Source organism: Carboxylicivirga sp. (assembly GCF_982718395.1).
Genome location: NZ_CEXQWX010000065.1, coordinates 1 through 17,078 on the forward strand (window position 1 = coordinate 1; position 17,078 = coordinate 17,078).

Here is a 17,078-nt window from a genome sequence, read left to right on the forward strand (position 1 = left end):
TTACCTAGTTTCTCACCAGAGCTCTTCCGTTATATCGAAAATGCCGACCCAATGAAATCAAAGCAATTGGCTAAAGGAATTGATCAGTTAATGGATGAGGGTGTAGCCCAATTGTTTGTCAGCCAATTTAATGGTCGAAAGGTAATTGGTACGGTAGGTGCGCTTCAGTTTGAAGTTATTGAATACCGACTCTTACACGAATATGGTGCTAAATGTCGTTATGAGCCAATTAACTTGTACAAGGCCTGTTGGTTAGAAAGTGAGGATGAAGACGAATTGAATGACTTTAAAAAGCGTAAGTTGCAATATATGGCCAAAGATAAATTTGGTCGTGATGTGTTTATGGCTGATTCGGCATACATGCTTCAAATGGCTGAAAGTAATTTCAAAAACATAAAATTCCACTTTACTTCGGAATTCTAATACAATACAATTTGAATGAAGAAAGCGAGTTCTGGCCAGGATTCGCTTTTTTTGTGTAATTTCTTCTCATTGACACTCACTGTAATAATTGGATATTGTAATGTTCCGTAGCAATGGCATATGCACCCTGTAGATAAGTTTTACCAATTGGGCACCTGTCATGCCAATTGGGACAATCGGTGAGTGAATTGGGACATACTTTTCATTCATTGGGAGGGGTGGTGACCCCATTGGGAGAGGTAAGAGATGAATTGGGGCAAGTGGTCATGCAATTGGGAGCAATCATTTAATCTTTACTACCAGGTCGAAATCCTTTTGGCAAATTAGGTAAGTTAGGTATTGGTGGCAGTAACTCCTTCAGCTCCATTAATGGATCAAGCAGTTTTTTTCTAAAGTCTTTTGGTGGAATAATCACCCGTAGCGAGAGTGGTTGAATTTTAATTTCTGCCTTGTTACCCAATTCTATAGGTTCACCATCGATATGAGCAACTAACTTATCATTACTTTCGATGCTGATATGGCGCGCTTTAGTTACCACATCATACCGTCGTTGGTCTACACTTTGATCAAGAATGCTGATCAACAGTGACGGTCCTTCATAAATCGGAAAATCCTTAATGATACAAACATCGATTAAACCATCATCTATTTTAGCTTGTGGCGCTATATGAATATTGTTACCCCATTGCGATGAATTGGCAAAGGTGATCATAAAAGCCGGTAACTCATATGTTTTTCCATCAATAGAAATTCGATAAAGTGATGCCTTATATTTTGTATACTCACGGGTGATTAGCTTAACATATCCTGCTGGTCCTCTGTTTTTTTGTTTTGCAAATTTATGACTTATATGCCCATCAAAACCAACTCCTGCCACATTTAACGACATCTGATCATTAACACGTAACGTGTCGATATCTTTCAGCTCCATATGATTAATAACCTGCAGCGCTCGGTTAACTTTTAAAGGAATATCAAGATAACGGGCCAGACCATTGCCAGAACCTGTTGGTATAATGGCTAGTGCCGTTGTTGTATTAATTAGAGACGAGCCCACTTCATTAACCGTCCCGTCCCCACCTACAGCTACAACTACGTCATATTTACCAACGGCATTCTTTGCTAATTCGCGCGCATGACCGGCATATTCGGTATATGCAATTTCAACATCAATCTTTTCATGATCAATTTCATCTTCAACAGCTTGTTCTACTGCTCGTTGCTTACCTATTCCTGATATTGGATTGATTAGAAATAATACACGATGTTTGTTCATCTGTAACAGAGTGATTGTTTAGTCTGATTATTATCTTCGTTTTTGTCCGCGCGTCTTTGGCTTCTTGTATTTAGTTGCCAATTTACGACGATATGAGCCCCCCTGGTTAGTTTTCTTATTCTTTTCTTTCTTCTCATGAAAGGCGGTTCCTCTTTGAGCTGAAATCTTTGGTGTTTTAAGTACCATCATACCCGGCAATACTTCTTTCTCAGATTCCAGTAAGCGCTCACTTACCTGAACTGATTCAGGCATTGGATCCAATCGAACCTCCTTCTTCATTAGCTTTTGAATAGATGTCCAAATCTCCTCATCTTTCTCTTCTACAAAAGCCATGGCTATACCTTCTGCATCCGCCCTTCCTGTTCTCCCAATACGATGTATATAGGATTCAGCTGTTTCAGGCATATCATAATTAACCACATGACTCACATGACTAATGTCCATACCTCTGGCAATCAAGTCGGTTGCTATTAATATGCGAAGTTGACCACCCAGAAATTCTTCTACCATTCTAAACCGAAAGTTCTGCGATTTATTGGAATGGATCGCCCCTACTTCATTCTTAAATTCCTTATCCAGCTCTTCAAACAGAAGGTCGGCCATGCTCTTGCTCTGAACAAATACCAGTACCTTATTCATTTCTTCATTAGACTGAAGCATATGAATCAACAAATTGCGCTTAGTAAAAAAGTTCGGAACAAAATAACCTGTCTGGAATATTTTTTCAATTGGAGTGCCTGTAGCTGCAACTTCTACCCTTATTGGATTATAAAACCAGTGGTTTATTAGTTTCTCTACATCGTCAGTTACAGTCGCTGAAAACATTAGGTTCTGGCGCTTGTCTGGTAAAAGTTCCTGTATCTGTTCCAGTTGTGCTCTGAAACCTAAATTCAGCATCTCATCAACCTCATCAATTACCAATTTCTGAATTGTTTTTAACCTAAGAACCCCGGTCAAGCTTAGATCAATTAATCGACCAGGCGTTGCTACCAATACGTCCAGACCTGCGTATACCAATTCTTTTTGAGTATTTATATTAGTTCCTCCATAAACTCCACCAATACGAACACTCATATATTCAGTTAGCTTTTTAAATTCTCCCGCTACCTGTTCAACCAATTCGCGGGTTGGAACCAATACCAATACCCTTGGATGTCTCTGCTGAGAAAATTTTAATTGTCGCAGAATTGGTAAAATGTAAGCAAATGTCTTACCAGTACCTGTTTGCGCAATACCTACCACATCCCTTCCCGACATAATTACAGGAAAAGATTGTTCTTGAATCGGTGTTGCGAATTCTAACCCTAAGTCCTCCAATGCATTCAGAAGAACTGTATTAATATTTAAATCAGAAAATTTCAAAGTCGTGCAAATTAATTTATGCAAAAGTAATGCGTTTATTGATAAAACTATTACCTGAGGTATAAAAGCTGGTAAAGTTGAAAAAGGAATAGTTTAATATTCTGAAATTAATTAAGCTTAAATTTGAGTAGAACTGATGCTCCGTTACTATTATTGGTAATATCGATTTCTGCTTTGTGAGCATCCATTATTAGTTTCACAAGAGCCAATCCTATTCCTATATTTTTGTCAACATGTTTATCTGGATTAGCAAATAAGGAAAAGAGGTTTGTTAAAGCTTCCTGTGAAAATCCAGGTCCACTATCTGATACACTGATTACCAGATTATCAAGATCAACATTGGCTCTTAAATGTACTGCGGAATTACTTGGTGACAACCTTACGGCATTGTCGATGATTAGCACAATACATTTTCTTATTAATTGTGGATCGCCATTAAAAGAAACTGAATGATCGACCGTAGTAATATCGTATTTAATCTGATTATTAATATCGACATCCTCATAATTATCCACAATATTGGTAATTAGTTTATTCAGGTTAATATCCTGCCAATTCATCTCATAATGACCCAATTGGAATGAGGTAATTAAGAGAGCATCCAGAGAAAAGTTTTCAAGTCGCTTTGCTGCTTCCTCTAACATATTAATGTAAGTGACAAAAGCTTCAGCTTCAATGTTATTCTTTAATATATTAGTAAATCCCAAGATAGCATTTAGCGGTGTTCTGATTTCATGCGAGATAATTCTTAAAAAATCACCTTTTGCCTTCTCCAAATTTAAGAGTTGTTTTTGGGCATTAATTAGTTGCTCGGTCCGTTGTTTTACTTTTTCTTCTAAAATGGTATTAGTTTTTTTAACTTGTAATTTACTATCCCTTAGTTCTATCTGGGTTTGGATTCGTGCCATTAACTCTTTAGGCCGGAATGGTTTAGTGACATAATCTTGTGCTCCTGATTCTAGTCCGTTAACCGTATTTTCTAAATCAGTATTGGCCGTCAGATATATGATTGGCAGATCGTCGAATTTTGGGTTACTTCTGATTATCCGACATACTTCAAAGCCATCCATCTTAGGCATCATCACATCAAGTAAAATCAAGTCAAAATTATGGGTCTCCAGCCAATCTAACGCTTCAAATCCACTTATTGCAAATTGAACCTTATAACCAATGTTTTTTAAGCTTTTACCTAAAACCTGAAGGTTTTTGGGTGCATCATCTACAATTAATATTTTGTAATCACCTGGACTATATGTTACTCTCATAGTTATAAAAATGCTAGGTTTGGTGTTTCTTTAATTCACTTATCATTATCGGGTAGTAGTTAATCAGGTCAATCATTCCTTCGATATTAAAACTATCAATTGAATTATGAAGGTTCTCTCCATAATTTACAAACTTGGATATTTTGTATTCTTCGCCAAGTTTGATAAAACGATTTGCAAAAAAATCCAGTTCTTCAATAGGCTTTTTCACCCTTAACCGCTCCCACTTAGGGTTTAATTCTTTATCTATTAACTCTAAAGCTTCTTTCAGCTTTCCATTATCTAAATGGAACTTTGTATCTTCCTTAAGAACTTTTAATTTATCTTCTTTCTGAACTTCAAACTTAATGTGTTTCATCAACAGTTTATACAAATCATTAACCAATATCGGCTTAGTCAAAACTCCATTAAACTTTTCTTTTCTAAGCATTTCAAGGGAATCGTAATTAGCTGAAGCTGTTATTGCATAAATTGGAACATCGATTAAATCCTTGACTTTTTTGACCTCACTTAGAACTTCTATACCATTCATTACTGGCATGTAAATGTCTGTTAAAATTACATCCGGTTGATATGTTTTAATGGCATTTAATAATTCTAATCCATTGTTCGTAGAGCAAAAATCCAATCCTGATAATTCCATAATCTGACTTAATAGTTTACGATTCTCACTATCATCATCAGCGAACAGAACTTTACCTCCTTTAAACTTAATGGAATTAAAATCAAAATCAGGAGCCTCTTCCTTGCGAATCTTGTTTGAAATTGCCTCAACATTATGAAATTTAACAGTAAACTTTGATCCTTTACCAATGTCTGATTCTACAGAAATTACACCATTCATGAGTCTGATCAATTTCTTTGTGATGGATAACCCGAGTCCCGCGCCACCATACTTTCTTGTGGATTGTCCTTCTTGTTGAGAAAATGACTCATACATGGAATCTATAAATTCCTTTTTAATTCCCATACCAGTATCCTCGACTACCAGTACTAAGCGAACATATTGCATACCTGGTTTACAACGAGCAAAGTTCCTTACATTTTCACAATAAACATCAAGCCTTACAAATCCTCTATCAGTAAACTTTACCGCATTACCAATCAGATTGATCAGAATTTGTTTCAACCTAAGTTCGTCAATATTCAAAGTTGGCGGGATATTATCCGAAAAGTTTGTAATAAACCTCAATCCTTTACCTTCAATTTTAAAAGAGAATAGTTTTTTAATCTCATCAAAAAATATTTGCGTATCAGTCGGCTCTTTTCTGATTTTTAGTTTCCCAGCTTCAACCTTAGACAAATCCAGTATATCATCAATTAATTCGAGCAGGTTGTTACCACTCGTGCGTATTGACTCCAGATAATTTCTTTGGTTTTTGTTTTTAACCTCCCTTTCAAGCAAATCTGCAAATCCAAGAATCGCATTCATTGGAGTTCGTATCTCATGACTCATATTTGCTAAAAACACGCTTTTCGCCATTGTAGCTTCCTCAGCAAGCTCTTTGGCTTTCTTTAGTTCCATTTCGTTAATTCTCCATTTCGAAACATCCCAATGTACTCCAATCATTCTTTGGGCTTTACCTTGTTCATTTCTAAAAACAATAGCTGTACCCCTAATGTATTTTATCGTTTTATCAGGTCTGACAATCCGGTACTCTGAATCGAACTCACTTTCTCCTTTGAGCGCCAAATCAACATCTCTTTTAGTATTTTCTATATCATCTGGATGGATATATCTGCTCCAGGAGCTAAATATTCCCTTAAAAGAAAATTTATCAATACCATATAATCTGTAACTTGTCTCATCCCATTTTAAAGTATTGTTGATTACATCCCAATCCCACACACCAAATTTTGCCGCGTCTATTGCTAATTCAAATGTTTGCTTGGCTTTTTCAAGTTCCTTTTCTGTTTTCTTTTGATTGGTAACATCTATAATTGTTCCCGTCATAAACAGGGCTCTTCCATCAACATTTCTTCTTGTTATGGCCCCTCTTTCATTAATCCATTTTAAATTACCCGTAACTGATGGAATTGGATAAACAACATTGTAAGAATCTATATTTCCGGCTAATAATTCTTTTGTATTAAAAGCCCTTTGCTCAATTAGTTTTGCATATTCTGGAAAAATCTTTTTTGACCTTACAAGTGTTTTATTCCATTCTTGCAAACTGAATGTATTCTTATGTATTTCCTTTATCCCTGTTATATCTGATACATTCTTAAGACCGTGTAGTAATTCATCATCCTTAAAATCGACCCACCAAGCTCCGATATTCGCAGCATCTAATGAATTAAAAACAATTTGATTTAATAGTGCCAGGTTCTCTTCTGCCTGTTTTATTTTGGAAACATCAACTATTGTCTCTGTTATACCATATGCCCCCAAAAGCCTTGCACTTACAACTACGTTTAGTTCCTTTCCTGATTCAGGATTAATTAACATTTCAATATCATTAACCATTTCTTCACCATTAAGGACCCGGTATGTTGGATACTCCTCAAATGACATGCTTGACCCATCAGGTTTTCGTAATGTCCAATTCTCTATCCGTTCTTTAATGTTATCCTGATTGGTCTTTGACAATCCCAAGATGTCTTCTGAGTAACGATTAGCTTCAATTACATTACCATCATTATCATAATTCACTAAGCCTACTGGTAACACCTCAAAAAGGAACTTCAATTGGGCCTGCGTTTTAAAAATTTCTGCTTCTGCTTTTTTTCTTTCTGTCAGATCATATAATATGGCAAGAATTACATTCTCATCATTCATCCTGATATAGGATATGCTAATCTCTGTTGGAAATGATTTTCCGGTCTTAAGATTTTTATGCAGCCATTCAAATCTATAGGACCCTTTCTTCTTGGCTATAGAAATCATTTCTTCACTTTTCGTGACAGACAACTGCCCGTCAGGTTGAAAAACCGGAGAAAAGTCTGCAGGATGATGTTGCAGCAAATCTTCTTTATTATTACAGCCCAACATATTTATTGCTGCATAGTTACACTCAATAAAACCAGATTGATTATAGAGTAATATAGCATTAGATGATTCTTCAAATAAAGCTTTAAATTTCAACTCGCTTTGTTTGATCACCAGTTGCTTTGCTTCAAGCTCTTTAATGGCATTTTCTGCAACCTTTTGCGCACGAACTAAATTGTATATTTTTCCCCTTAAACGTTTAAGTAAAATAAAAATGGCATTAATGGTGATGGCTACAGTGGACAACAGAATAGCGATTAGTGAAATAACTAACGCAGTGATTTTCCTCTTTCTATATGAAATTTCATTATCCTTTCTTTGTTCAATAGTTTCAATAAATGCCGCGATTGGTTTAATAACATCTTCTTTGCTTTTATGATAGGAAATGTCCGTTATAGTTTTCTGCGCTAATTCCTTATTTTTATCGTGACGGTCAGCACTAGGAGTATTCTTTTTTGTTGCACTTAATTTTATCGCATTAAATGCTATTTCTTCTGTTTTAATCAACTCCTGAGATTTTTTAACAGAATATTTTAAAAGATTCTTTTCGTACTGGGAAATTTCAATTTTCTCTAAACTATCGATGAATGAAATTTGTGTGTTACCAAACCATTGTTTCTTGCCTTCTAATTGATTTGCAACATCTCTGTATTTTTTTTCCCATATTGAATCACCAGACAAAACATAGTTCATGCAGAAACCGGATAAATCATTGATCCTTTGTTTTAAATCATTTGCCATAACAATGGCATTGTGTCTTGTTTGCTCAAACTTCTTAATCTGGTTTGTTTGATTTACAATGGCTATTGAGATTCCTGCTAGACCAAAGATTAAGACAATAAATAACCCCGCAATTATAAGCTTACGTTTATCTTTACGGCGATATATATTATCTAATAGATTCATTACATTAATCTTTGAAAAATATCTTTTAAGCTATAGTGCTTAACCTCTTTACTTATCTACATTTTAGCTATATTTCTTTTTGTGAATAATGGCTATGATAGTTCCTTAATTAATAATGGAAGATAGCAAATCAGTCACTTTATCTATTTTATCTATATCATAAATTTGCTGTGCATTTTCAAGCATAACACCTAGTTCCTTTACTTTACTGATATGATTCTCTTCACCTACATTAATTAAACACTCTGCTAAGTTTCTAATATTATTATTAGATTTCTTTTCTTTATATCTGTCAAACAACTCCTTACAACTGTCCTTTATTATCTTGTGCGATGTGATATCTATTTTTAATTCACCAATTACATTTTCTGATGCTGTACCCAATTCCCTATTCTGATATGGGATAAACTTTGCCAATACATTTAATAGATCTTCTTCCTGTAATGGTTTTTCGATATAACTATCAAACTGTACCTTATTGTAATCCCCCAATAAGTAATTAGTTGATGAATCAACCATGGCAACAATAGTGCTGCTTTTTAATTCATTTCTAATTCTTTCCAGTACTTCAAAGCCATTAACTTCCAATAATTGAATATCAACCAATATAACATCTGGCATTTTTGAATGGGCAATTTTAACCCCTTCTTCACCATCTCTTACTTCATATATCTTCAGGTGCCTATCTTTCAAATATTCTGCAATAATTGATCTTAATTCATCATCATCGTTAATAATAAGTATTGATGCATGTTTAAAAACAGTACTTCTAATCAAATTTTTAGGTATTCTCTCTATATCAGGAAGGTTATTTACTTCGTTACCTCTGGCAATTGGTATTGTAAATCTAAATGTACTTCCTTTTCCTACTGTGCTTTCAAGTGTCAATTGCCCTCCCATTAGCTTTACTAAATTGCATGCTATAGTGAGTCCTAAACCTGTACCTCCGTATTTTTTAGTATCGTGCATTTCATGCTGCGCAAAAGCTTCAAATATATTCTCCTGCTGTTTTTTGCCAATACCAATACCTGTATCAGATACTATAAATGTTGCTTCGTAGTTAGTCGAGTCAATTTCCTCAAGTTCTACATTTAGTTTAATTGCTCCTTTGTGGGTAAATTTTATAGCGTTACTTATTAGATTGATTAACACTTGTTTTAATCGTGTTTCATCAATTGTAAAGAAAATTGGAACGTTTTGAGGATAGGTATAATTAAACTTCAGACCTTTTATTTCTGCATCATAAAAAAACAGTTCATAAACATCACTTACCATGCGAAATAAGTTAGCCGAATTATTATTTAACTTGAATTTACCTGCTTCAATTTTTGAATAATCCAGTACATCATTAATTAGGTCAAGTAACGCACGACCACTTTTGACAACGGAATTAATATATTCAAGATTTCTTGGCTCTCTCAGACGTTTAGACAAGATTTCCGAAAAGCCAATTATAGAGTTCATCGGCGTTCTAATTTCATGGCTCATATTTGCCAGAAATGTACTTTTTGCAAAACTAGCTGTCTCTGCCTTTTTTCTTGATTCTTTCAGTTCTAATTCCTGGGATTTATCTGCCGTAAAGTCATTTAAAGTAATAAATGTTGAATCATGCCCCATAAAACAACCTCTTTGGGCATTAGCCTTAACCCACATTTTGTTTTTTGTTTTTGATTTATACATGCATAGTTCAACATCCATAACCAAATTATTCACTTCAACTGCAACCAAAAGATCAAGTAAATCAACTTTATCTTCAAATACCGTCGAGAAATCAAACTTATTCCATTCATCTTCCTCCACTTCAAGCATATTTCTTGCTGATGAATTTATAAATGAGAACAAGCTGGTTTCTCGATTTAATATCACAACAGCCATTGGCATTGAATTTAAAATACTCTGAATATCGTTGATCATATTAGTTACTCCTATGGGTTCATTTATCAACTATATACTAGCTGGAACAATTATATATTCCATGCTTACAGGATCAACCATTGTGCTTTTATATGCACAATACAGAACACGCTGCTTATGTATTGAAACTGGTCATCTCTTATATACCATCATATTTTTCTATAGGCTATTTTAAAGGCAGCACATTCATAATCATTTTTACTCATCCAATTAGGGGTAAGTAATTCTATATAAAGTTTTTTTGTCGCAGTTACTGTAAATATTTTAATATCATTCATTTCTTCAGATGAATTATCGTAGAGTATTTTATTGCTTTCAGCGTCAATTATTCTGAATTGTAGCCTTCCAGCCTTCTTGTCTGCATAAGCAGAAAAATAATACACACGATTCTGATAAGCATTTAGCACAATACGTGATTTTTTACCTCGCCGCATTTTAATACTTCTGCTCGTCGCACTCACTTTAAATGACTTATCAGGAGTTTTACACTTCTTTATTGTATTCTCACAATTTTGAGCACCAACCTTAACTCCGAAAGCCAACAATATCAGACAACAAAATGTAATTTGCTTGATAAACATCTTACTATTGGTTTAATATCAAAATATTACGACTCGAATAAATTTTCTCTTTAAATTCTTCGTAATTTTCATTGGAGAGTTCCACTTGCGTATCTCCCATTATCTGCACTGAACCATCTTCATTTTTCTTGACGCCTGTAATGGAGCTGGTAAGTTCAAAGTTATTGAATGACCTATTGATACCAACTAATTGATCAACAACGTGAATGTTATTATTATTGGCTGTTGACTTCATTAGTGCAAGAATATCATCAAATATTATCTTTTGCTCAACCAGTCGCTTTATTGATTGCTTATGTCCGTATAATTCAGGGTGCAACTCCACAAGAATATAGAGACTTTCTATGTATGCACCGGTAAAAATTAAAGACAATGTTGTTCCATCATCATAATTTTGGATGTAATTAATAATGTTGTCATAAATCAATTTTGAATATTTATGGACGGAACTTGGATCATCAGTTAGTTCTGCAAAAATTTTCTCTTGCTGGTCACTTAAGCCAATACTAAGTCCGATGTCATCTGATAAATTCTTTATAGCCAATAAATATTCTTGCAAATATTCTGTTTTAGAATAAACTGAGAGGTACGCGGCATTAGCTAAAAAAGCTCCAATCAATAAAGTCTTTTCACTATGTGTTTTAACACTATCCGCATAATTGATACCAAGTAAGAGTTTATAGTCAAATTTCACATCATTTGACTTGATATAATCAATCATCTCTTCTGGAGATGGTAGAGAATAATACACTTCTTCTACCGTTTCTTCTAACGAAATTTCATCGAACGATACTTGTTCTTCAATCGCATCAGATTTTTTTGTTGAACAACTATTGCAACCAGACAATGCGCTGAGAATGACAATAACAGCTGCCATAACTAAAGCTAGATTATTTTTCATATAGATAAATTTAATTAAACCTCCAAGTAAATTTATATTTGTTACCTTCAATGCTTTCTTTAATAAACAATCCATTCTGAAATTCCATTATCAATTCAGAATAAGAAGTATAAAGTCCAAGTTCTTCGATAAAATTCCCATGCTCATCACAAATTAGTGTCTCTAATTGTAATGTTGAATGTCTGTCGGACTCTACATATCCTATACTCAATTCAGTGTTTTTATCGCTATAAGTACATATCAATGTGATAAAGGCACTAATAGATTCCAGTAATAATTCATAATTCGCTTTAATATTAACACCTTCCTCAACATTTATATTTATTTTAATGTCCTTCTTTTCAATTAGTGAATCCTGATTTGTTAAAACCATATCCACAACTCCTAATAAATCCACATCTTTTAGTTTACTGGCATATGTATTGTTGTGTATTTTTACCATTTTATTAGTTAAAGTGGTGATGCGTTTCAACTTTATGTATGATTGATTCAAATCGGTTAGCAGTCCTGCTAAATGTGATGATTCAGCACTCATTTTAATAGCTTTCAGGCTCTGTTCCATTAACTGTACAGGAGCTCTCACTTCCGTACCAATAAAGGATAAGAACTTGTTTCGCTTCTTATCAATTTCGACCAACCTCTGATTAGCATCAAAAAGCTCTTGGGTACGCTCCTTAACCTTATCTTCAAGTTGAATATTCATCTTTGTAAGAGCTTCCCTGCTTACTTTAAGACCAATTTGTGTTGTAACTCTGGCTATAAGTTCCTCTTCATTAAATGGTTTTGTCACGTAATCCTGCCCACCAGCTTCAAACCCTTTTACAATACTGTGTTTATCAGTTTTTGCAGAGATGTAAACGATCGGCATATTATCGTGTCGATTATCTTTCCGAATTTCTTTACACACATCATAACCATTCATTTTAGGCATCATAACGTCGAGTAATAACAAATCAAACGATTCATCATCCATCCAGTTTAATGCTTCTTCGCCTGATAATCCTACTTCGATTTCAAAACCCTGTGCATGCAATATATTTGCAAGCAATTGCACATTTTTAGGATTATCATCTATAATTAGTATACGACCGCTCTTCTTCATATTATTTAATTAATTCGAATGCCCCTTTTATTTCACGTACATTTCCATCATAACTCAATACGCTTACAATGTAGTTGTAAATGCCACTTTCCTGCTCTACTCCTTTATATTTGCCATCCCATCCCATTTCTATATCATTCGTTTCATAGACCAGAGCTCCATATCTGTCGAATATCCTGAAATGCTTTAATTCCTTTATTCCCCATCCCTTAACCATTATTAAATCATTTAGATTATCTCCATTGGGAGTAAATGCGGTGGGCACATCAACGGAGTACTTCTTTTCAACATTTATATTAAATGAGAATGTTTCAGTAAAACAGTCAGCTGTATCTGTTAAAGCAACATTGTATGTTCTTGATTCGGTTGGTAGTATTAATGGATTAGCTACAGAAGCATCTGAAATCTCAAGATCAGGAAACCATTGATACGATTTGATTCCATTATCTTCCAAATTATAAAAGATAGATTCTCCAATAATTATTGTTGAATCTTGCATAACAACGTAAGGAGGCTGCTGAACGGTGACTCTCACTGAATCAGTATTTATACATTCATTCTCATCTGTAACATTGACCTTATAAATTGTTGTTATTTCTGGTGTTGCAAGTGGAATATCAATATCTGAATAGTCCAGACTATTTTCAGGAGACCAATTATATAACTGACCACCACTCGCCCATAACATTATTTCATCTCCCCTGCAAATAAAGGTATCGCGTGCTATTTCAACAGTTGGCAAAGGATGAACCAATACCTCGGTATACACCGAGTCATGACAGCCACTAATACTTGTAACCTTCAGGCTTGTTTCATAAAGACCTGCATCAGTGAAAGTATGAGTAGCGTCTTTTGTTTCTGCTATTATTTCATCACCGACTTTCCATAAATATCTATCAGCTAATACGCTATTATTGATGAAATTCAAATTATAAGGCTCACAGCCAAAGCCGTTACCATCTCCAAACTCCATCATGGCAGTCACTTCATCAACATATAGCGTATCATTAATATACTTATTACAGGCAAAACTTCCGCTATTAATTAGCAAAGCAGTAGGGTATTTTAAACCATTTAACTGGTATTGGTGAACCGGAGTAAAATCTTCAATGACATTACCATCACCAAAATCCCAAAACACGTTTTCTACATTTTGCATATTGACCAAGGAAAACTCTACATCCGTATTTAAACAAACAGTATCCATAGCCATGATTTCGGCATATGGACCTTTAACCTCTATAAGTTCATTCCTTGTTAATGTATCATTACAACCATTTGATGTAGAAACTATCACCTGAACATCATACAAGCCTGGTTTAGTATATATATGCTGTGGATTTTGAATTGTCGACGTACCATTATCCCCAAAATTCCACGCCCATTTTGTTAACGATTCGCCCGAACTCAAATCATTAAAATCAACTTTAAACGGGTAACAATTTGAGACTGTTTGATCACTATTAAAGTTTGCAACAGGAAAGTCCTGAACAGAAATAAAATCTGTATATGAAGCACTTCCTATACATCCGTGATTATCTTTGATAGTCAGACTAATATCATATGAACCAATATTAGCATATGAGTGCTCTGGACTACTCTCATTACTGACCGCACCATCACCAAAGTCCCAATCATATTCAGTTATGTTTGCAAATGATGATTCTTCGAAACTTACTATTGTATTAATACACGTATTGCTTCTATCTGCTACAATTACTGGTTTAGGCTCTAAAAGCACCAACTCGTTTGATTTGGTGATTGAACGTTTGCAACCAATTTTACTAGTAGAGGTTAATTTCACGTCATAAATCCCAAAACTCTCAATTAAATGAACAGGATTCTGATCGCTGGAAAGAGAACCATCTCCAAAGTTCCATTCCCACTCCACGATCGGTACATCAGATACTGTACGATCAAAAAAGGTATACTGAGCTGGTAAACAACCATTATCATATTGATGTTCAAAATCAGGCTTAACATCAAATACCTCAACGAGTACACGTGCTGTATCAGCACAATTATTTAAATCCCTAATTATTAATTCTGAGGTGTATTTTCCTTCAGCACTATAACTATGACTAATCGTTTCGTTGATATATTCAATTGGAGTACCATCACCGAAATCGATCATAAATTTATAAGTATCTCCTCCATAGCTAAATTCACCAGGATTAGTTGATGACTGTGGGTCAAAATCAAGTGATTCATTGATACAACTTGAATCTTTTGAAGATACTAAGCCGGCGAAGGATTCAATTATTGTAATATTTTTCTTTATCTCGGCATTGCACCCATTGTTGCTATTTGATGCTTTTAGGATAATTTCATAATTACCTTCCTGAGCATAAGTATGAGTTACTGTTTCCGATCCGGTAACTTTAGCACTATTATCTCCAAAGTCCCATTCAAATTCGGTGGCGTCAATCAGATCAGAATACAATTCAGCTGTCATCACATTTTCGCATTGATTAATCCGATTAAAATCTACTATAGGTCCATTAATAGTTAGTACTTTGGACTTGACAACACTTGTTTCACAGCCATTATGAAAGACTGTTAATCCAACGTCAAAAGTGCCTGTATCTGTGTACATATGTGTCAACTCACCAACAAACGATTTAGAACCATCGCCATAATCCCATTCTATGAAATCAATGTCTTCCTGATCGCTTGATAAATCAACAAATTCAACGGTTTCACTAGCACAAAAAACACTTTTGTCCTTGACAGAAAAATCTGGCTGTTGCATTTCACCTGCTTTAATTACATCATTAATTTTTGAAACACAGCCTAATCCTGTTGTTATTACGAGTTCAATTTTTTCTTCTTCGGTCGGTTCATTAAAGGTTGTATTCCATGAACTTTGATCTGACACTTCATCTCCATTTAAAAGCCATTGGTAACTTGCTATTTCATCCTGATCAGACACGTAAGTAGATGATGACTGCAAGTTAACAGTCAATGGAACGCATCCAAGTAAATTATCAGCAGATATTCTTGCTATTGGCAACGAAATTGTCAATATATCATTTATAACCTTACTACTCTTACATCCATTTGAACTTGTCACAGTCAATTTGGTGGTATAGGTTTCATAACTTGAATTAGTTCCAGGCTTAAAACCTGAATAGGTTACGCTTGGGTTCTGCAAATCAGAAGTGGTTCCGTTATCGAATGTCCACTCATAAGTATTCGCATTTGTAGATTTATCGATGTACCCTATTGTAGCCGGCAATGAACATTTGTAATTCTCTGAAATATCAAAATCGGCAACAACTTCTTCTATTATAATATTTTTCTCAAATTCACTTATACAGACACCATTTTCAATTCTTAAGCTAACTGTATATTCTCCAGGTGTTGCATAACTGTGAGCCGGCGAAGCCAATGATGAGTTCGTACCATCACCAAAATCCCAGCTATTATATTTATTATTGACTGATGTATTCTCAAATTCAATTGATTCTCCAGGACAAAAAATATCTTTTGCAATTGCAAATTGGCTTACAGTTTCCTCTACGGTTATATAGTTAGTCATGGTGATCGAATCTGAACACCCCAAATCATCGGTAACCTTTAAGGAAACATCATATATGCCAGCTACTTCATAGGCATGAACCGGATTGGTTTCCGAACTATTACCTCCATCCCCAAACTTCCACAAATACATTTGATTTTCGCTACCATATGATTGATTTTCAAATGCTGTAATTAATTCACCTTCGCAAGATTTGGTTTTATCTCCTTTAAAGAAAGCTCTTGGCTTGTTAACTTTAATAAAGTTCTCCTTAGTAATCTTACTTAAGCAGCCATTATTATAATCGATAATTAGGGTGACATCAAATTCACCTGCTTCGGTGTAATTATGGTCAGGTGCTTGAATTGCAGCCAATGTTCCATCGCCAAAGTCCCAGGTATAAGAAGGATTCTGCATGGCTTCATCACCAATTACCTGGAAACTAATATTATGTGGTGCACAACCATCAGGTGAACCATCAATTGAGAAATCTATATCTACAGGTTCAAATATTGTAATTAAGTCTGACTTTAAAACGGTTTGAGATACTCCCTGATTAATAACCCGTAATTCAACGCTATAAACACCGGGTTCTGAGTACACAGTTGTCGGATCTTTTAAGTCAGATAATTTTCCATTACCAAAATTCCAAAAATATTCATTTTCACTATCGTGAGGTGTCAAATTGGTAAACTCAACAACAAGTGGAGCACAGCCCTCAGAAACATCAACACTAAATTCGGCATCTAACTGTGAGTGTACATGCACAGCGTTAAAAAGTAGTAATACCAGTATCATTGATTTTGAGTACCACATCTCGAACTGTTTTAGGTTATAAT

9 protein-coding genes and 1 pseudogene are annotated in these 17,078 nt (G+C 34.7%); 1 reads left to right on the forward strand and 9 read right to left on the reverse strand.

The window, feature by feature from the left end:
• Positions 1-423: pseudogene (gene prfC, locus AC4MRQ_RS13130) on the forward strand (peptide chain release factor 3); the annotation flags it as partial.
• 286 nt (positions 424-709) lie between these two features.
• Here the strand turns inward: prfC and AC4MRQ_RS13135 are convergent.
• The 9 genes from AC4MRQ_RS13135 to AC4MRQ_RS13175 form a co-directional block, all read right to left on the reverse strand.
• Positions 710-1,699: a diacylglycerol/lipid kinase family protein gene (locus AC4MRQ_RS13135; RefSeq protein WP_491198137.1), complete on the reverse strand. Its 990-nt coding sequence runs from the start codon at positions 1,697-1,699 to the stop codon at positions 710-712.
• Positions 1,700-1,729: 30 nt separating this feature from the next.
• Positions 1,730-3,061, reverse strand: coding sequence for a DEAD/DEAH box helicase (locus tag AC4MRQ_RS13140; protein ID WP_491198138.1), 1,332 nt, complete (start codon positions 3,059-3,061; stop codon positions 1,730-1,732).
• A gap of 107 nt (positions 3,062-3,168) precedes the next feature.
• Positions 3,169-4,326, reverse strand: coding sequence for a hybrid sensor histidine kinase/response regulator (locus tag AC4MRQ_RS13145; RefSeq protein ID WP_491198139.1), 1,158 nt, complete (start codon positions 4,324-4,326; stop codon positions 3,169-3,171).
• A gap of 13 nt (positions 4,327-4,339) precedes the next feature.
• Positions 4,340-8,221 carry a PAS domain-containing hybrid sensor histidine kinase/response regulator gene (locus tag AC4MRQ_RS13150; protein ID WP_491198140.1) on the reverse strand — a complete coding sequence of 1,294 codons (3,882 nt, stop codon included), beginning with the start codon at positions 8,219-8,221 and terminating at the stop codon, positions 4,340-4,342.
• A gap of 105 nt (positions 8,222-8,326) precedes the next feature.
• A complete protein-coding gene (locus tag AC4MRQ_RS13155) occupies positions 8,327-10,096 on the reverse strand; it encodes an ATP-binding protein (protein WP_491198141.1) in 1,770 nt (589 codons plus the stop codon).
• Between the two features lie 188 nt (positions 10,097-10,284).
• The gene (locus tag AC4MRQ_RS13160; RefSeq protein WP_491198142.1) at positions 10,285-10,716 is read right to left on the reverse strand and encodes a hypothetical protein; all 432 of its coding nucleotides are present in this window, start codon (positions 10,714-10,716) and stop codon (positions 10,285-10,287) included.
• A gap of 4 nt (positions 10,717-10,720) precedes the next feature.
• A complete protein-coding gene (locus tag AC4MRQ_RS13165; RefSeq protein ID WP_491198143.1) occupies positions 10,721-11,617 on the reverse strand; it encodes a hypothetical protein in 897 nt (298 codons plus the stop codon).
• Between the two features lie 10 nt (positions 11,618-11,627).
• Positions 11,628-12,719 carry an ATP-binding response regulator gene (locus AC4MRQ_RS13170; RefSeq protein ID WP_491198144.1) on the reverse strand — a complete coding sequence of 364 codons (1,092 nt, stop codon included), beginning with the start codon at positions 12,717-12,719 and terminating at the stop codon, positions 11,628-11,630.
• 1 nt (position 12,720) lies between these two features.
• A complete protein-coding gene (locus AC4MRQ_RS13175) occupies positions 12,721-17,055 on the reverse strand; it encodes a PKD domain-containing protein (protein ID WP_491198145.1) in 4,335 nt (1,444 codons plus the stop codon).
• Positions 17,056-17,078: the final 23 nt, after the last annotated feature.